The 18,435-nt window shown below is 50.0% G+C and carries 20 protein-coding genes; all 20 read left to right on the plus strand.

What is annotated here, in order from left to right; genetic code table 11:
- Positions 1-219 precede the first annotated feature (219 nt).
- The 20 genes from prfA to ACFSDB_RS03030 all read left to right on the plus strand — a co-directional run bounded on the left by prfA (position 220) and on the right by ACFSDB_RS03030 (position 18,374).
- Positions 220-1,293: a peptide chain release factor 1 gene (prfA, locus tag ACFSDB_RS02935; protein WP_204891074.1), complete on the plus strand. Its 1,074-nt coding sequence runs from the start codon at positions 220-222 to the stop codon at positions 1,291-1,293.
- Entirely contained in the window at positions 1,286-2,143 is an 858-nt protein-coding gene (gene prmC / locus ACFSDB_RS02940; protein WP_204891073.1) for a peptide chain release factor N(5)-glutamine methyltransferase, read from the plus strand. The genes prfA and prmC overlap by 8 nt, the downstream gene beginning before the upstream one ends.
- Positions 2,144-2,233: 90 nt before the next feature.
- The gene (locus ACFSDB_RS02945) at positions 2,234-3,226 is read left to right on the plus strand and encodes an L-threonylcarbamoyladenylate synthase (RefSeq protein WP_204891072.1); all 993 of its coding nucleotides are present in this window, start codon (positions 2,234-2,236) and stop codon (positions 3,224-3,226) included.
- Positions 3,227-3,250: 24 nt separating this feature from the next.
- Positions 3,251-3,682, plus strand: a complete 432-nt coding sequence (locus ACFSDB_RS02950; protein WP_204891071.1) for a low molecular weight protein arginine phosphatase — start codon at positions 3,251-3,253, stop codon at positions 3,680-3,682.
- A gap of 557 nt (positions 3,683-4,239) precedes the next feature.
- On the plus strand, positions 4,240-4,677 hold the full coding sequence (rpiB, locus tag ACFSDB_RS02955; protein WP_204891070.1) for a ribose 5-phosphate isomerase B: 438 nt from the start codon (positions 4,240-4,242) through the stop codon (positions 4,675-4,677).
- A 17-nt stretch (positions 4,678-4,694) separates the two neighbouring features.
- A complete protein-coding gene (locus ACFSDB_RS02960) occupies positions 4,695-5,279 on the plus strand; it encodes a TIGR01440 family protein (RefSeq protein WP_204891069.1) in 585 nt (194 codons plus the stop codon).
- Positions 5,266-6,501: a serine hydroxymethyltransferase gene (locus ACFSDB_RS02965; protein WP_204891068.1), complete on the plus strand. Its 1,236-nt coding sequence runs from the start codon at positions 5,266-5,268 to the stop codon at positions 6,499-6,501. The genes ACFSDB_RS02960 and ACFSDB_RS02965 overlap by 14 nt, the downstream gene beginning before the upstream one ends.
- An 81-nt stretch (positions 6,502-6,582) precedes the next feature.
- The gene (locus ACFSDB_RS02970; RefSeq protein ID WP_204891067.1) at positions 6,583-8,757 is read left to right on the plus strand and encodes a putative bifunctional diguanylate cyclase/phosphodiesterase; all 2,175 of its coding nucleotides are present in this window, start codon (positions 6,583-6,585) and stop codon (positions 8,755-8,757) included.
- A 196-nt stretch (positions 8,758-8,953) separates the two neighbouring features.
- Positions 8,954-9,583 carry a uracil phosphoribosyltransferase gene (gene upp, locus ACFSDB_RS02975; protein WP_204891066.1) on the plus strand — a complete coding sequence of 210 codons (630 nt, stop codon included), beginning with the start codon at positions 8,954-8,956 and terminating at the stop codon, positions 9,581-9,583.
- Positions 9,584-9,665: 82 nt separating this feature from the next.
- Entirely contained in the window at positions 9,666-10,781 is a 1,116-nt protein-coding gene (gene wecB / locus ACFSDB_RS02980; protein ID WP_204891065.1) for a non-hydrolyzing UDP-N-acetylglucosamine 2-epimerase, read from the plus strand.
- Between the two features lie 236 nt (positions 10,782-11,017).
- A complete protein-coding gene (locus ACFSDB_RS02985) occupies positions 11,018-11,239 on the plus strand; it encodes an AtpZ/AtpI family protein (protein ID WP_204891064.1) in 222 nt (73 codons plus the stop codon).
- Positions 11,240-11,243: 4 nt separating this feature from the next.
- Positions 11,244-11,615 (plus strand): ATP synthase subunit I, encoded by a 372-nt coding sequence (locus tag ACFSDB_RS02990; RefSeq protein WP_204891063.1) that lies wholly within the window; start codon positions 11,244-11,246, stop codon positions 11,613-11,615.
- Between the two features lie 27 nt (positions 11,616-11,642).
- Positions 11,643-12,353, plus strand: a complete 711-nt coding sequence (gene atpB, locus ACFSDB_RS02995) for a F0F1 ATP synthase subunit A (RefSeq protein WP_204891062.1) — start codon at positions 11,643-11,645, stop codon at positions 12,351-12,353.
- 63 nt (positions 12,354-12,416) lie between these two features.
- Positions 12,417-12,641: a F0F1 ATP synthase subunit C gene (gene atpE, locus ACFSDB_RS03000; protein WP_006829234.1), complete on the plus strand. Its 225-nt coding sequence runs from the start codon at positions 12,417-12,419 to the stop codon at positions 12,639-12,641.
- A 165-nt stretch (positions 12,642-12,806) separates the two neighbouring features.
- Positions 12,807-13,337: a F0F1 ATP synthase subunit B gene (gene atpF / locus ACFSDB_RS03005; RefSeq protein ID WP_204891061.1), complete on the plus strand. Its 531-nt coding sequence runs from the start codon at positions 12,807-12,809 to the stop codon at positions 13,335-13,337.
- Positions 13,334-13,864: a F0F1 ATP synthase subunit delta gene (locus tag ACFSDB_RS03010; RefSeq protein ID WP_204891060.1), complete on the plus strand. Its 531-nt coding sequence runs from the start codon at positions 13,334-13,336 to the stop codon at positions 13,862-13,864. Before atpF ends, ACFSDB_RS03010 begins: the two co-directional genes overlap by 4 nt.
- A gap of 28 nt (positions 13,865-13,892) precedes the next feature.
- Complete coding sequence (gene atpA / locus ACFSDB_RS03015) at positions 13,893-15,404, plus strand: F0F1 ATP synthase subunit alpha (protein WP_204891059.1); 1,512 nt, start codon at positions 13,893-13,895, stop codon at positions 15,402-15,404.
- A 45-nt stretch (positions 15,405-15,449) separates the two neighbouring features.
- Positions 15,450-16,304 (plus strand): ATP synthase F1 subunit gamma, encoded by an 855-nt coding sequence (gene atpG, locus ACFSDB_RS03020; protein ID WP_204891058.1) that lies wholly within the window; start codon positions 15,450-15,452, stop codon positions 16,302-16,304.
- 225 nt (positions 16,305-16,529) lie between these two features.
- Complete coding sequence (atpD, locus tag ACFSDB_RS03025) at positions 16,530-17,945, plus strand: F0F1 ATP synthase subunit beta (RefSeq protein WP_204891057.1); 1,416 nt, start codon at positions 16,530-16,532, stop codon at positions 17,943-17,945.
- Positions 17,946-17,969: 24 nt separating this feature from the next.
- A complete protein-coding gene (locus tag ACFSDB_RS03030; protein WP_204891056.1) occupies positions 17,970-18,374 on the plus strand; it encodes a F0F1 ATP synthase subunit epsilon in 405 nt (134 codons plus the stop codon).
- Positions 18,375-18,435: the final 61 nt, after the last annotated feature.

Consider the following 18,435-nt stretch of genomic DNA (forward strand, 5'->3'; position numbering starts at 1 on the left):
CAAAGAGATGGTTCTAAGGAAGTTTGAGCCATCGCTTTGCGACGAGCGCAAAGCGCGCAGGAGCACACGGGTTTACGGAGCTGTTTTGCGGAATATCGTCAAACATAGGTTATTTATTCATCTTACTTATAGAAGAAAAAGGTCGGAACAGTGTCCGCTTGGTGCGATTTCTTCTATATAAATATATAAAAAGTAAATAGGAACAGAGGTGATACGGAAATGTTTGATCGATTACAAGCAGTAGAAGATCGATATGACCGTTTGAATGAACTGCTGAGCGATCCGGCGATCGTCAGCGATACAAACAAACTGCGGGAATACTCAAAAGAGCAATCTGATATGCAGGAAACGGTGGAAGCATACCGTGAATACAAGGATTTGAAAGAGCAATTGAGCGAAGCGAAGGCGATGTTCGATGACAAATTGGATCCGGAGATGCGTGAAATGGTCAAAGAAGAAGTAAGCGACCTTGAAGCACAATTGGAAACAATCGAAGCACGGCTCCATATTTTATTAATTCCGAAAGACCCTAACGATGACAAGAACGTCATCATGGAGATCCGGGGCGCTGCAGGCGGAGACGAAGCTGCGCTGTTTGCCGGTGACCTTTACCGCATGTACAGCCGCTACGCGGAATCGAATGGCTGGAAAGTGACCGTTATGGATTCGAATCCGACAGGGCTTGGCGGCTTTAAAGAAATCGTCTTTATGATTGCCGGGAAAGGCGCGTATTCGAAGTTGAAATACGAAAACGGCGCACACCGCGTCCAACGGGTTCCGGAAACAGAATCCGGCGGCCGGATCCATACATCCACCGCGACAGTTGCATGTTTGCCGGAAGTGGAAGAAGTGGAAGTGGAAATCCACGACAACGATATCCGTGTCGATACGTATGCGTCCTCAGGTGCGGGCGGACAGTCCGTCAACACGACGATGTCCGCAGTCCGCCTGACGCACATTCCGACAAACACGGTCGTAACGTGCCAAGATGAAAAATCTCAGATCAAGAACAAAGCGAGCGCCATGAAAGTCTTGCGCGCCCGCGTCTACGATAAATTCCAGCAGGAAGCACAAGCGGAATATGATGCAGTGCGCAAATCCGCTGTCGGAACCGGCGATCGTTCAGAACGAATCCGTACTTACAATTTCCCGCAAAACCGTGTGACTGACCACCGCATCGGATTGACGATCCAGAAGCTCGACCAGATCATGCAAGGCAAAATGGATGAAATCGTCGAAGCGCTTGTTGTCGAAGAACAATCCGCTAAGATGGAAGCGTTGAACAATGACTGAAGTGAAACGAGTATTTGAGGCCCTTAACCGGGCTTCTTCTTTTTTAAAAGACCATGGCCGGGAGGAGAATGCGGCGAGGATCCTGTTGCAGCACCAATTGGGCATGTCGCAAGCGGCATTCCTGGCATCGCTTCGGGATGAAATGGCGCCGGAGACATTCGAGGCCTTCTGGCGGAACATCGAAGAGCATGCAGCGGGCGTTCCAATCCAGCATCTGACCGGTATAGAGGAATTCTACGGCCGCACCTTTTCGGTGAATCGCGACGTCCTCATTCCCCGGCCGGAAACGGAAGAGTTGATCGAAGAAACGCTGCAATTGGCAGCGAAGTATTTTCCGGATCAAAAACCTTCGATCGCCGATATCGGAACGGGAAGCGGCGTCATTGCGATTACGATGAAATGCGAAATGCCCGGTGCCGCTGTGACAGCTACCGATATATCGGCTCAGGCACTTGAGACCGCAAAGGCCAACGCGGCGCGCTTCGGAGCAGACATCGATTTTAAACTTGGCGATTTGGCGGAACCGCTGCAGGACCGGAAATGGGACATTGTCCTGTCGAATCCGCCCTATATTGCCCATCGCGAAGCGGACAGCCTGTCCGATACCGTCCGGGATTTTGAACCGCATCAGGCGCTTTTTGCGGAAAAAGACGGGCTTGCCCTCTACGAAAAGATGGCCCGGCAATTGCCTGACATCTTGAATAAACCCGGCATCATCGGGTTTGAGATCGGCCATGAACAGGGAAAAGCAGTGGAAACTCTCTTGAGAGAGGCTTTTCCCCAAGCGAAAGTTTACGTTAAAAAAGATATCAACAGAAACGACCGCATGGTTTTTTGCATAAATGAATAAGTTGCTAACATATTGCGCACAATCACCGAATAGTTATCCACTGAATGTGGGTAACTATTCGAAAAACCTGGTAAAATAGGAGTTGTTCACATGGAAACGCAAACCATTCTTGTGGATAGGAATGTGAATAAAGAAGAAACATATACACAGGCTGTGGAAATCTTGAAAAATGGCGGCGTTGTCGCTTTTCCTACCGAGACCGTCTATGGCCTCGGGGCTGATGCGACCAACGGGGAAGCGGTCAGCCGAATCTTCGAAGCGAAAGGCCGGCCTGCCGACAATCCGTTGATTGTCCATGTCGATTCGAAAGAAAGCGCGCTCCATTATGTACAGAACGTATCGGATAAGGCGCTGCATTGCATGGATGCTTTCTGGCCTGGGGCGTTGACGCTGATTCTGAAGGCGTCACCGGGCACATTTGCGGGAAACGTCACAGCGGACTTGGACACCGTCGGAATCCGGGTGCCGGACCATCCCGTTGCCTTGAACCTCTTGAAACGCGTCGGGATTCCGATTGCGGCCCCAAGCGCCAACATCAGCGGGAAACCGAGCCCGACACTGGCGGAACATGTCTTTCATGACATGGATGGCATCATTCCGCTTATTCTGGACGGCGGTGCTACAGAAATCGGGCTTGAGTCGACTGTGCTGGACATGACTTCTGAGCCGCCGGTGATCCTGCGTCCGGGCAAAATCTCCAAACAACAGCTCGAAGCGGAAATCGGCACCGTGCACTTGTCGACTGAAATCAAGAACAACGCACCAAAAGCGCCGGGGATGAAGTATATCCATTATGCACCGGAAGCGCCCGTCTATTTAATAGAAGATAAACCGGCCTTGATTCTAAAAGCCATTGAACATGTTCAAAGAAGCGGCAAAAAGGTAGCTGTATTGAGTAAAGAAAGCTACCCGCAAGCTGATTTTCATTTTGCGCTGTCCGGCGAAGCCTTGTACGATAGCTTGCGGAAATGCGATTTGATGAAAGTGGATCTTGTATTGGCGGTCGTTCCGTTGAATCCCGAAAAAGGCGATGCCTTGATGAACCGCCTGGAAAAAGCGGCTGACCACAAATGGTTTAGCTGACCCCAAAGGAAAGGTGAGGAAACTATGAGGATTTTCTTTGTCTGCACAGGAAATACATGCCGCAGCCCGATGGCTGAAGCGCTCTTTTCTGCCAAAGAGCTGGAGGGAATTGAAGTGCGTTCTGCCGGTATTTTTGCCGGGGAGGCACCGCTTTCCCGGCATGCACAGACTGTGTTGGAAAATGATGGAATTGACTTTTCGCATTCTGCGAAGCAATTGACCCGCCAGGACCTGGAATGGTCGACGCTCGTACTGACCATGACCGCTTCCCATAAAGAGTATCTCATCCAGAACTATCCCGAAGCGTCCGATAAAATCTACACACTGATCGAGTTCACCCATGGCATCCCGGCCGACGTCAGCGATCCTTACGGCGGCCCGTTATCCACATACCAACAGACCTACAGCGAATTGAAAACGCTGATCGATAAACTTGTGGATAAAATAGCGGAATGAATCCGGCAAACAGTTTCGGGATACGGTGAATTAATGAAAGATGGTTGATATGCCGCTTTGGCGCTTTGGGCATGGCTTTCGCAATGAGCCGGGAAGGACATCCGTCTCATAGCTACGCCTAGCCCGTGGACGCGCCGGCGCTAGTTTCAATCTTCAAAAGCTGATAACTTTATCCGTTTTAGTAGTGCTTTCTGAGATATGAAGCAAAACAGCGGAGACGCCCGCGGGAAAGCGAGACAGCCGAGACCCCGCAAGCCGCAGCGCGGCTGAGGAGGCTTGGCGCTCGCCCGCAGGCAAGCGCAGCGGTTTTGCGGAATATCGGGAATAAAAAATTTCTACTTCACCGTATCCCGATACTGCAGTTCCCCTTTTACAAATCGGGGCAGCTGCAGTTTTTTATTTTTTAGGACTCTTTCACCCCTCCTCTATCCCAACCATCCGGTTTAGGGGGAGTGATTGCCATGCATGTATTTTTGCGCTAATGATGATAGAATAGTATGAAAGTGGGCTGCAGTGGACTGCAGTCCGCCAACCAGCAAAAAGAAAAGAGGGTTTACATGAAAATAGCAATCTCATCCGACCACGGCGGAAATGTTCTCCGCAAAGATGTAATGAACCTGCTTGATGAAATCGGCGTCGACTACAAGGATTTCGGCCCTCAAACGGACGATTCCGTCGATTATCCGGATTACGCAAAACCGGTCGCTGAAGCGGTGGCTGCCGGCGAATATGACCGCGGCATCCTGATTTGCGGCACGGGCATTGGAATGTCGATCGCGGCCAATAAAATCAAAGGCGTACGCGCTGCATTGGTGCACGATGTCTTCAGTGCAAAAGCCACGCGTGGGCACAACGATTCCAATGTCCTCGTGATGGGCGAACGGGTCATCGGATCCGGATTGGCGCGCGAAATTGTGAAAACTTGGCTTTCCGAAGAATTCGAAGGCGGACGCCATGAAAACCGCATCCAGAAGATTACGAACCTCGAAAACTGATTGAAGGGGTGGAAGATATGCAAGCTTTATGGGAATTGCAGCTGGAAGAAGTGTTGAGTGAATTAGAACAGCAGATCCAATTCAAAAAAGGCCAGGTGTTTGTGGTCGGCTGCTCCACTTCCGAAGTGGCAGGCGAACGCATCGGAACGGGCGGCGGACTGGACATTGCAGGGGATCTGTATCCTGCGCTTGAAAAGTTTGCTGCACGCCACCGTATTTTTCTTGCATTCCAAGGCTGTGAGCATATCAACCGCGCTTTGACAGTCGAGCGCCAGGCAGCTGAGAAATACGGCTGGGAGCCGGTCACTGTCATCCCGGTGCCGAAAGCCGGCGGATCGATGAGCGCCTACGCTTTCACGGCGATGAACGATCCGGTCGTTGTGGAGGAGATCCAGGCGCACGCCGGAATCGACATCGGGCAGACAATGATCGGCATGCATTTAAAAAGAGTAGCCGTTCCACTGCGAACTTCTGTTAAACTAGTAGGAGAAGCGATTGTGTCAGCAGCTACGACCCGGCCGAAATTGATCGGAGGCGTGCGCGCAAGGTATGATCGTGAGCTTGTTCAACTACAGGAGGGATTCACAGATGGAATTGATTAAGACGCAGGACCCGGCAGTTTATGAAGCAATGCAAGCGGAAAAAGAACGTCAGGAATCGAATATCGAACTTATCGCATCTGAAAACTTTGTATCACAAGCAGTAATGGATGCCCAAGGCTCTGTTCTCACGAACAAATACGCCGAAGGCTATCCGGGCAAGCGCTATTACGGCGGCTGCGAATACGTAGATATTGTAGAAAACATTGCTCGTGATCGCCTGAAAGAAATTTTCGGCGCAGAACACGCAAACGTCCAGCCCCATTCGGGATCACAGGCCAATATGGCGGTTTACACAGCTGTCCTGGAAAAAGGCGACACGATCCTGGGCATGAACTTGAACCACGGCGGACACTTGACGCACGGCAGCAAGGTCAATTTCAGCGGCATGCAGTACAATTTTGTGGAATACGGCGTGGACCCGGAAACACAATTGATTGATTATGATGTCGTGCGCCGCGTAGCGCTTGAACATAAACCGAAAATGATCGTAGCAGGCGCGAGCGCTTATTCGCGCGTACTGGATTTCGCGAAATTCCGTGAAATTGCGGACGAAGTCGGTGCTTACTTGATGGTGGATATGGCGCATATCGCAGGCCTCGTAGCAACCGGAGCCCATCCGAACCCAGTGCCGCATGCCCATTTCGTAACATCGACCACTCATAAGACACTTCGCGGCCCGCGCGGCGGCTTGATCCTTTGCAAAGAGGAATTCGCGAAAAAGATCGACAAAACCATTTTCCCTGGAATCCAAGGCGGCCCGTTGATGCACGTCATCGCTGCCAAGGCAGTTGCTTTCGGCGAAGCGCAGCAGCCGGAATTCAAGGAATACATCGACCAAGTGGTGAAAAACGCCCAAGCATTGGCTAAAGGCCTGATGGCTGAAGGCGTCGACATCGTTTCTGGCGGAACCGACAATCATTTGCTGCTGCTCGACCTTCGCTCGTTGAACCTGACAGGCAAAGTCGCAGAGCATGTGCTTGATGAAGTCGGCATTACGACCAACAAAAACACCATCCCATTCGATCCGGAAAGCCCGTTTGTCACATCAGGAATCCGTCTGGGTACGCCGGCTGTAACGTCGCGCGGCTTTAAAGAAACGGAAATGCAGGAAGTGGCTTCCATCATTGCTTCGCTTCTGAAAGCTCCGGAAGACGAGAACGTGAAAAAAGAAGCTGCAGAGCGCACAGCGAAGCTGACAGCAAGTTTTCCGCTCTACAAATAAGGGAATACAGCTGCCATAAGTGTTTTACAGGCAGCTGTTTTTTTGACCATACATACTGAAACAAGCATGGGGGACCCGCTAATGTCGATTAAAGAGATGAATGAGGAAAGACGTATAGTTATTGACTGGCTTCGGCGGATTGGAGTCGAGTTCCAGACAGGGTTTATCATCACCAATCCCGAAGCGGAAGATAATCCGATTGTCTATGCCAATCAGACATTTTTAGAGATGTGCGGGTACTCGGAAAACGAAGTGATCGGAAAGAACGGCCGTTTTTTGCATGGCAAGAAGACGGACCAGCTGACAAGCAAGGAAATCCGGACATGCATTGACAACGGGGAAGCCTGTACGCGTGAAATCATCAACTACCGGAAAGACGGCGTGCCGTTCTGGAACGAAATCACCATCCAGCCGATTGATATTGAAGAAACGGAAGGGCGTTTCACATTGATGCTGCTGCGGGACATCACGGACCGAAAGCGGGCGGAAGCGCTCATCAAGCTTCAGCAGGAGACATATTATGAAATTGAAAAAGGCTATATGCTCAGCTACCTGATCCAAAAAGCGTGTTCGACCGTTGAATCGTTCTTCCATGACGATGCAAAATGCACGGTCCTGCTTGTCGGGGACGACGGCCGGTTCCGGGCAGCTGCCGGCACATCGATGCCGAACCGGTTCCATGAAGCGATCAGCGAAATTTATGCAGAAGAAAATACCGGTACTTGCGGAGCCGCGTTCCACCGCAAGGAAACAGTGGTCGTAGAAGACATGAAGACCGATCCACTATGGAAAGACTACCAGAATCTGGTGGATATGTTCGGGCTCGTCTCGAGCTGGTCGGTCCCGATTCTCGACGCCGACGGAAATGCAATCGGCACCTTTGGCATCTATTTCCCATTCCGGGCTTCACTGACGCCGGCTGACCGAGAGTTTATCGAAGGAATCGCCCCGATCGTTTCGCTCATCATCAAGTACTTCCGCCAGCAAGAGGACATCCTGGAACTGGCGTATGTCGACAAAGAGACGAGCCTGCCGAACCGGAACTATTTCATGAATGAAATCGGCGATATGGTCAATGAACAGAAAGAAGGCTTCATCGCGTTTATTTCCACGGATGAATATGTCAAAATGGTCGACCAATACGGGCACCGGGCCGGGGATGCGTTGGTGAAGGAAATCGGCAAACGGTTCCTTTTGGCCAAATTGCCTGCAGATAACCTGATTGCCCGCTTTTCGGATTCGACCATCGCAATCTTTTGCCAGACGCCGCTCACCAAAGTGCCCGACTGCCTGGAAGTGCTCGGCCATTGTACAGCGGAGCCTGCCAGCATACAGGATATGGAATTGTTTCTGACGCTGAAAATGGGTGTGGCAATCATCACGCCGAAACAGAACGACCCGGATGAGCTGATCCGCCATGCGGACAGTGCGTTGTCGAAGGCCAAACTGAGAGCCGGCGAATCGATCTGCTACTACGAAAATGAACACGACGAGTTCATGATGCGCGACCTGCGCATTGCCAATGAATTGACGGCTGCGATACGGCGGGAAGAAATCAATGTCCACCTGCAGCCGAAAGTCGATTTGAACAGCGGTGCCATCGTCAGCTTCGAAGCGCTTGCCCGCTGGTTCTCTACGGAGCTCGGTAATATCTCGCCGGATGTTTTCATCCCGGCTGCCGAGAAGAACGGCAAAATCCGCATGCTGGAACAGCACGTCCTGAAGCGTGTGCTCAGCTGGCTGAAAAAACGGCGCGAACACGGGCTGGACCTGCGGCAGGTCGCTGTCAACATCTCCACCGACCATTTCTTCCACCATTCGTTCATCCCTTACCTGGTGGACACGGCGGCTGAGTATGGCATCGAGCCGGAGTGGCTGCGCCTGGAAATCACCGAGCGCATCGGCTTTGTCGACATTGAAACGGCCTATAAAGTCTTCAAGCAATTGCAGAACTACGGCTTCACCTCATCGATCGATGACTTCGGCACGGGGTACTCATCGCTGAGCTACCTGCAGAAGCTGCCGGTGCACGAGATCAAGATTGACCGGTCGTTCGTCTCCCGGATGCACGAACCGGCAACGCTTGCGATTGTGCGGACGATTGTGCAGCTCGCCGGGAACCTCGGCATGGTGGCTGTTGCGGAAGGCATCGAGACCGAGGAGCAGCGGCGCATGCTGATCGACGCCGGCTGCCGCTATGGCCAAGGTTTTTACTTCTACCGTCCGATGTCGCTCGAGGAAGCGAATCTTCTATAAATAATACAAAGCGATTGTTCAAGGGATTGCAGATATTTTAAAATGAATAGCGGAGGGGCACGGGGATCGATCCGGTGCCCCTTTTTTATTGCTAATTTAAAATAACTGAAAAGTCTCAATGCATGCTGGCTCTCCTTTGCTTCGGGAAATTCTGTTATACTGTTTAAGATCATGTTTGAAAAGGAGAGATGTGCAAGTGGGCAAGGTATATGTATTTGATCACCCGTTAATCCAGCATAAATTGACGTACATCCGCGACAAATCAACCGGAACAAAAGAATTCCGTGAGCTTGTGGACGAGATCGCCACTTTGATGGCGTTCGAAATCACACGTGATTTGCCGCTTGAAGAAATTGAAGTGGAAACTCCGGTGCAAATGGCGAAGTCGAATGTACTGGCAGGGAAGAAATTGGGCGTTGTTCCGATTCTTCGCGCAGGCATCGGCATGGTCGATGGCATCTTGAAATTGATACCGGCAGCAAAAGTGGGGCATATCGGCCTTTACCGCGACCCGGAAACATTGCAGCCAGTGGAATATTACTTGAAATTGCCGTCCGACGTACAGGAGCGGGAGTTCATCGTCGTCGATCCGATGCTGGCGACAGGCGGTTCGGCAGTCGAAGCTGTCAACTCGCTGAAAAAACGCGGAGCGACAAAAATCCGCTTCATGTGCATCATCGCAGCTCCTGAAGGCGTTGAAGCCCTGCAGGCTGCGCATCCGGATGTCGATATCTACATTGCAGCTCTGGATGAGAAGTTGAACGACCATGGCTATATCGTTCCGGGACTTGGGGATGCAGGAGACCGGTTGTTCGGAACGAAGTAAGGAACCCCGCGGAAAGGGAGGGCCTCAAGTTGGGGCATCCTCCAATCCGCTCCTTAACAAATCAAAGCGAGGGATATGCTCAATGAAAAAGTTGAAGGTAATGACGATTTTCGGAACGCGGCCGGAAGCGATCAAGATGGCTCCGCTCGTGCTGGAACTGCAAAAGCACCCGGAAACGATCGAGCCGCTTGTTGCGGTCACCGCACAGCATCGTGAAATGCTGGATCAGGTGCTGGAAACATTCCAGATCACGCCGGATTTCGATTTGAACATTATGAAAGAGCGCCAAACGCTGAGCGACGTCACGGTCCGGGGGCTGGAAGGCCTCGACGGCATCATGAAAGAAGCGAAGCCGGATATCGTGCTGGTTCACGGCGATACGACGACCACATTCGTTGCGAGCCTGGCGGCATTCTATAACCAGATTGCAGTGGGCCACGTAGAAGCGGGACTCCGTACATTCAATAAATACTCGCCGTATCCGGAAGAGATGAACCGCCAGCTGACAGGCGTCATTTCGGATATCCATTTTGCGCCGACTGAAAAGTCCGCACAGAACTTGCGCGCGGAAAACAAGAAAGAGGAAACGATCTACGTTACCGGCAATACGGCCATTGACGCATTGAAGACGACCGTGCGCGATGACTACACGCATCCGATGCTCGAGAAGATCGGCAGCGACCGGATGATCCTCCTGACGGCCCACCGCCGTGAGAACCTGGGCGAACCGATGCGCAATATGTTCCGTGCCATCAAACGTCTGACCGAAGAACATGACGATATCCAAGTCGTATACCCGGTGCATTTGAATCCGGCTGTCCGCGAAGTGGCGAACGAAATCTTCGGCGACAACCGCCAAGTCCATTTGATCGAACCGCTTGAAGTGCTGGACTTCCATAACTTCGCAGCGCGCTCGTACTTCATCTTGACGGATTCGGGCGGGGTTCAGGAAGAAGCGCCGTCGCTCGGCAAACCTGTCCTTGTGCTGCGCGATACGACGGAACGTCCGGAAGGCATTGATGCGGGAACGCTGAAGCTTGCCGGCACGAACGAGGAAGACATCTACCGCCTCGCGAAGGAATTGCTGACGGATAAAGCCGCTTATGACAGCATGTCGCATGCATCGAACCCTTATGGAGACGGCAAAGCATCAATGCGGATCGTCAAAGCACTGCATGAATATTTCGGAAGTAAATAAGCGCTAAACCGGCAGTTTGGACATTTAAATTAAAATTTGTCAACAATATGTCGGGCCAAAATCGCTTGTGATGTTTTTCACTACTAGCAATTGACATGATTTTACCCCTATTGTATGCTTACAAAGGGTATGCATGAGAAGGTTTTCATACATAAAAGATGTTGTTCTGAAAGCCTGATGCGACTGCTCTTTTTAGGGGTAAAATGTCAAATCAAACGAAACTCGAGGGGTTTATCATGCGCCCATCAAAAAGTCCCTTACAAGCGATGGCTCTTTACAGTGCCATCCTCTCACAACTTGTCGGGTCCGTGCTCATCGGTCTGTTCACAGGTATGTGGCTCGATGAACAATTCGGAACCGCCCCGCTTTTCTTGATCATCCTCCTGTTCCTGGGATTAGCTCTCGGAATATGGGCGATGCTTCAGACCGTCCGAAAATTCGAATCAGGAGACCAGTAAAAAAATGGATGGACTTAGGGAAATTTATGAACGCTTAAAAAAGATGATTTTTTTCATCCTTGCGGCTTTTGTCATCGGTTGGGGATTCACCCCGTACCAGGCAGTGTTCGCGGGCCTCATAATTGGAACTTTGTTCGGAATCTATAATATGTGGATTTTGGTTCGCCGGATGGAGAAATTCGACCGGGCGGTGGCAGAAGGCTCGAAAGTTCGTTCGCTTGGAACGGCATTACGGTTTGCATCAGGTGTTGCCGCTGTTGCGATAGCTATTCTTTTCGCAGAGCATATTCACTTGGTCAGTACGGTAATTGGGTTAATGGTCCCTTATGTTCTGCTGTTGGCAGAACGGATTGTTTATCACGTGAAACACCATTAAGAAAGTGGAAAGAGAGGTGAAACTATCGTGGGTCATGGCGCTCCAATGTATGAAGTGTTCGGGATCTGGTTTAACTTGTCGAACGTAATGATGCTAATTGTAGCCGCTCTTATCGTTTTCCTAATTGCTTTTATCGCTACACGGAATCTGCAGCTCAAGCCGACAGGCATGCAGAACTTCATGGAATGGATCATGGATTTCGTCAAGGGCATCATCAAAAGCAATATGGACTGGAGAACAGGCGGCCGATTCCATGTACTAGGAATTACGCTCATCATGTTCATCTTCGTATCGAATATGTTAGGGCTTCCTTTCTCAATCATTATCAACGGGGAACTGTGGTGGAAATCACCAACAGCTGATCCGATTGTGACAATGACGCTGGCGGCAATGATTATCATCTTGAGCCATTACTATGGCATCAAGCTGAAAGGCGTGAAAGGCTACGGGGCGGATTATTTCAAACCGATGTCATTCTTGTTCCCGCTGAAGATCATTGAAGAATTCGCAAATACGCTGACACTCGGTCTGCGTCTTTACGGGAATATTTACGCCGGTGAGATTTTGCTAGGTTTATTGGCCGGACTCGGTGGAGCAAGTGTAGTCGGTTTTGCCGCAGCATTCCTTCCGATGATGGTATGGCAAGGATTCTCGATCTTTATCGGGGCTATCCAAGCGTTCATTTTCGTTATGTTAACGATGGTTTATATATCGCATAAAGTCAGCGACGACCATTGAGTATAAAACGCTCCTGACAGAGCAAACACAAAAAAACAACTATCCTGAGGAGGACACATCACAATGACAGGTTCATTAGGTTTATTAGCAGCAGCAATCGCAGTAGGTTTAGCAGCACTAGGTGCAGGTATTGGTAACGGTCTTATCGTTTCAAAAACAGTAGAAGGTATCGCTCGCCAGCCAGAAGCACGCGGCGTTCTTCAAACAACAATGTTCATCGGGGTAGCTTTGGTTGAAGCACTACCGATCATCGCCGTAGTTATCGCGTTCATCGTAATGAACCAGTAGTAGCCGGCTTTTATACAAAGGGCAGAATGGCGGGAGTGCTTCGGCATGTTTTTCGCCATTTATGTTTGTATAACCCATTTGATTTCGGAAAAAACATTCTTAAAAATCATAGATCTTACTATAGAACAATCTGAATTTTAGGCTCTTGAAGGGAGTGAAACAATCGTGTTTTTTGATCACCTTGTACTCGGTGCAACTGAGTCACATGCAGAATGGTTGAACGGTGGAGATATCATTGCGACGCTTGTCGTCTTTCTAGTATTGCTATTCCTGCTAAGAAAGTTCGCTTGGGGCCCTTTGATGGGCATCATGCAGCAGCGTGAAGATTTAATCGCAAGCGAAATCGAAACGGCTGAAAACAGCCGCCAAGAATCCGCAAAATTGCTTGAAGAACAGCGCAGCATGCTTAAAGAAGCGCGCGTTCAAGCGCAGGAAATCGTAGAGAATGCCAAAAAGCAAGGCGAAGTTTCGCGTCAGGACATTATCGCGACTGCGCGTGCTGAAGCTGGCCGCATGAAAGACTCTGCAGTGCAGGAAATTGCCAACGAAAGAGACCAGGCGCTAGCAGCAGTCCGCGAAGAAGTTGTCGCGTTGTCTATGCTTGCAGCATCTAAAGTTCTCAACAAAGAAATTTCTGAAGAAGACAACCGCCAATTGATTAACGAAACGATTGCGAAGGCAGGCGAGGTGCAATGAGTCAAGCTGCAGAACGCTATGCTTTAGCATTGTTCGAAATTGCCGGGAAACACGATGCTTCGGTTGAAGTGGAGCAGGACCTGCGCGAAGTGCAGAAAGCATTTGAACAGAACCCTGAACTGCTTGAACTTTTAAGTTCCCCGAAACTGGAAGCGAACGAAAAGAAAAACATCATTTCCAACCTTTTTGGCCAAGGAAATGTTTATGTGCTGAATACATTGCAGATTTTGTCTGAGCGGAAACGCCTGGACGAAGTATCTGGAATCGTCGATGAGTATGTCCGCCTGGACAATGCTGCAAAAGGAATCGAAGATGCAATCGTTTATTCTGTAAGTCCGTTGACTGAAGAAGAACGCGCGAACATCTCCTCGGTCTTTGCGAAAAAAATCGGCAAACAATCTTTGCGAATTGAAAACGTCATCGATCCGTCCCTTATCGGCGGACTGCGTCTTCAAATCGGAAACCGAATCTTCGATAGCTCGATCAGCTCGAAACTTGAGCGCCTCCAGCGTCAATTGATCGGTTAATCTAAGAAATTATGAGAGGGTGACATACATGAGCATCAAAGCTGAAGAAATCAGTGTACTGATTAAGCAGCAGATTGAAAACTATCAATCTGAAATGAAAGTTGACGATATTGGTACAGTCATCACAGTCGGTGACGGTATCGCTCGTGTTCATGGCCTCGACAACGTCATGGCTGGAGAACTTATCGAGTTCTCAACCGGTGTACTTGGTATGGCGCAGAACTTGGAAGCCAACAACGTTGGTATCATCATCCTTGGGCCATTCGCAGACATCAAAGAAGGCGATGAAGTACGTCGTACTGGCCGCATCATGGAAGTTCCAGTTGGACCGGAACTTATCGGACGCGTAGTAAATCCACTAGGGATGCCTGTTGACGGCTTAGGCCCGATCAACACGACAAAATCCCGTCCAATCGAAAGCCCTGCACAAGGCGTTATGGCCCGTAAATCGGTTCATGAACCGCTTCAAACAGGCATCAAGGCGATTGATGCACTAGTGCCGATCGGCCGCGGACAGCGCGAATTGATCATCGGTGACCGCCAGACTGGTAAAACATCTGTAGCGATCGATACGATCTTGAACCAAGCTGACCAGGACATGATCTGTATCTATGTGGCAATCGGCCAAAAAGAATCGACAGTGCGTAACGTAGTTGAAACGCTCCGCAAAAACGGCGCGCTTGACTACACAATCGTTGTAACAGCTTCGGCTTCACAGCCGGCTCCACTCTTGTTCCTTGCTCCTTACGCTGGGATTTCAATGGCGGAAGAGTTCATGTTCAACGGCAAACACGTCCTGATCGTTTATGATGATCTGACAAAACAAGCATCTGCTTACCGCGAACTTTCACTTTTGCTTCGTCGTCCTCCAGGCCGTGAAGCTTATCCAGGGGATGTCTTCTACTTGCACTCGCGCCTTCTTGAGCGCGCAGCAAAATTGAACGAATCTTTGGGTGCCGGTTCGATTACCGCTCTTCCATTCGTTGAAACGCAAGCGGGCGATATTTCCGCTTACATTCCGACAAACGTAATCTCGATCACTGACGGACAGATCTTCCTTCAGTCGGATCTATTCTTCTCAGGTGTACGCCCAGCGATCAACGCCGGTCTTTCTGTATCACGTGTAGGTGGTTCAGCACAGATCAAAGCGATGAAAAAAGTTGCGGGTACCTTGCGTCTTGACCTTGCAGCTTACCGTGAACTTGAGTCATTCTCTCAGTTCGGTTCAGACCTGGATGCAGCAACTGCAGCCAAACTTGAGCGCGGGAAACGTACGGTTGAAGTATTGAAGCAGGATCTGAACAATCCGATCAAAGTTGAAAAACAAGTAGTCATCTTCTATGCATTGACTCGCGGCTTCCTGGACGATATCCCTGTCCAAGACATCCAGCGCTTCGAAGCGGAATTGACTAGCTGGCTGGATTCCAACCACACTGAAGTTTTGGATACGATCCGCACGACTCAAGGTTTGCCTTCTGATGAAGCATTTGGCGCAGCAATCAACGATTTCAAACGCACATTCGCACGTTCAGAACAGTAATAGAGTCCGGATTAGAAGAAAAAATAATAAGGTGGTGAAATACCAGTGGCATCTTTACGCGATATAAAGAACCGAATTACGTCAACCAAGAAAACAAGCCAGATCACGAAGGCCATGCAAATGGTTTCTGCTTCGAAATTGAACCGTGCCGAATTGAACGCGAAAGCATTCGTTCCGTATATGAACAAAATCCAGGACGTCGTAGCATCGATTGCAGCCGGATCGAACGAGACGCACGCAATGATGACAACCCGCCCTGTGCAGAAAACAGCTTACCTAGTCATCACATCGGATCGCGGCTTAGTCGGCGGATACAACAGCAACATTCTTCGGACTGTTATGGCCCGGATCCGTTCGCGCCATACATCCAATGACGAGTTTGTTATCCTCAGCGTTGGCCGTAAAGGCCGGGATTTCTTCGCTAAGCAAGGGATGACGATCCTCGAGAGCGCAATCGCGCTTCCGGATCATCCAACCTTCGCGGACATCAAAGAAATTACGCGCAAAGCTGTTGGTATGTTCTCAGACGGTACGTATGACGAAGTTTATATGTACTACAATCACTTTGTCTCTGCCATCCAGCAAGAAGTCACGGAAAAGAAAGTTCTGCCGCTTACGGATATCCAAGCGACTGGAGCGACTGCATCTTACGAGTTCGATCCGTCTGCTGAAGCCATTTTAGAAGTGCTTCTTCCGCAATACGCAGAAAGCTTGATTTTCGGGGCTGTTCTTGACGGCAAGGCAAGTGAGCACGCTGCGTCCATGACCGCAATGAAGAGCGCGACCGATAATGCGACAGACTTGATTGGTGGATTGACACTCACTTATAACCGTGCGCGCCAAGCGGCGATCACTCAGGAAATCACTGAGATCGTCGGCGGAGCCGCGGCTCTCGAATAGAAAAGCGCAGGTGCCCGTGTAGCTCCGATGGGCTTAAGGCAGAACACGCAGGAAATCCTGATTTCCGTAGTGGGCTGTCTTAAGACCCCGAGGAGCTGGGCGCCGGAGCTAGACAATAAGAGTAGCAAAAGCTATAAAATAAAAGAAAAATGAAGCGCTTGGGCCGAATCGTAAAGAAGAGCTCAAGCGCCATGTTTTGAAAAAAGTAAGACAGGAGGGAACAGCATGAACACAGGACACGTTCTTCAAGTTATGGGTCCGGTTGTAGACGTGAAGTTTGCCGATGGCCATCTTCCAGCAATCTACAACGCCCTGACTGTATTAATCAACCGTCCAAATCAGCCTCAAGTAAAATTGACGCTTGAAGTAGCTCTACACCTTGGTGATGATACTGTTCGCACAATTGCGATGGAATCCACTGACGGCTTGCAGCGCGGTTCAGTAGTAACCGATTTGGGCAGCGCTATCACTGTTCCAGTTGGAGATGTAACACTAGGCCGCGTATTCAACGTACTTGGCGAAGTAATCGACTTAGGGGAAGAAATTCCTGCAACAGAAATGCGGAACCCGATCCACCGTTCTGCACCTACATTCGAACATCTTTCAACTGAAGTTGAAATCCTTGAAACTGGTATCAAAGTTGTTGACTTGCTTGCCCCTTACATCAAAGGCGGTAAAATCGGCCTCTTCGGTGGTGCCGGCGTAGGTAAAACAGTTCTGATCCAGGAATTGATCAACAACATCGCTCAAGAGCACGGCGGTCTTTCAGTATTCGCCGGTGTTGGCGAACGTACACGCGAAGGAAATGACTTGTTCCACGAGATGAGCGATTCCGGCGTTATCAAGAAAACATCAATGGTCTTCGGCCAGATGAACGAGCCGCCTGGCGCACGTATGCGTGTCGCTTTGACAGGTTTGACAATGGCAGAATACTTCCGTGATGAGCAGGGCGCTGACGTTCTTCTCTTCATCGATAACATTTTCCGTTTCACACAAGCAGGATCTGAAGTATCCGCCCTTCTAGGCCGTATGCCTTCAGCGGTTGGTTACCAGCCGACACTTGCTACGGAGATGGGCCAATTGCAAGAACGGATCACGACAACTAGCAAAGGTTCTGTAACTTCGATCCAAGCGATCTATGTTCCTGCCGATGACTATACGGATCCGGCTCCAGCAACAACTTTCGCTCACTTGGACGCAACAACGAACCTTGAGCGTAAACTTTCTGAGATGGGTATCTACCCTGCGGTGGATCCATTGGCATCGACTTCTCGCGCATTGTCGCCTGAAATCGTTGGTGCTGAACACTATGCAGTTTCCCGTGAAGTCCAGGAAACGCTTCAGCGTTACCGTGAACTTCAGGATATCATTGCAATCCTTGGTATGGATGAGTTGAGCGACGACGACAAGCTTACGGTTAACCGTGCTCGCCGCGTACAAAACTTCCTATCACAGAACTTCCACGTAGCTGAACAGTTCACAGGCCAAAAAGGCTCGTATGTTCCAGTACAGGAAACGATCAAAGGATTCAGAGAAATTCTTGACGGCAAATACGATCACTTGCCAGAGGACGCTTTCCGTTTGGTTGGCCGCATCGAAGAAGTTATCGAAAAAGCCAAAGGCATGGGCGTAGAAGTCTAAAACCAGGGACCAGGAGGGAAAAAAATGCAGACCATTAAAGTCAATATTGTCACTCCCGACGGCCCAGTATACGATTCAGAAGTTTCTATGGTAATAGCAGTTACGGCAACAGGCGAAATGGGTATTTTGCCTGGCCATATCCCGACAGTTGCTCCTCTTGGAATCGGCGCAGTCCGGTTGAAGAAAGACAACTCGACGGAATTGGCAGCGGTGAGCGGCGGATTCTTGGAAGTTCGTCCTGATAAAGTAACGATTCTTGCCCAATCTGCAGAACTTGCGACAGACATCGATCTGGCGCGTGCACAAGAATCTGCGAAGCGGGCAGAAGCGCTGCTTCAGGCACACAAAGATGAAGTCGACTTTAAACGAGCAGAATTAGCGTTAAAACGTGCGATGAATCGTATCAACGTTTATGAGGGTAACATTTAAAGAAAAGCGAAAACGGCCGTTCAGCTCCGGCAGACAAAATATGGACCAAATTAATTTTGGT

The organism is Planococcus chinensis, from assembly GCF_042681545.1.
Lineage (GTDB): Bacteria > Bacillota > Bacilli > Bacillales_A > Planococcaceae > Planococcus > Planococcus chinensis.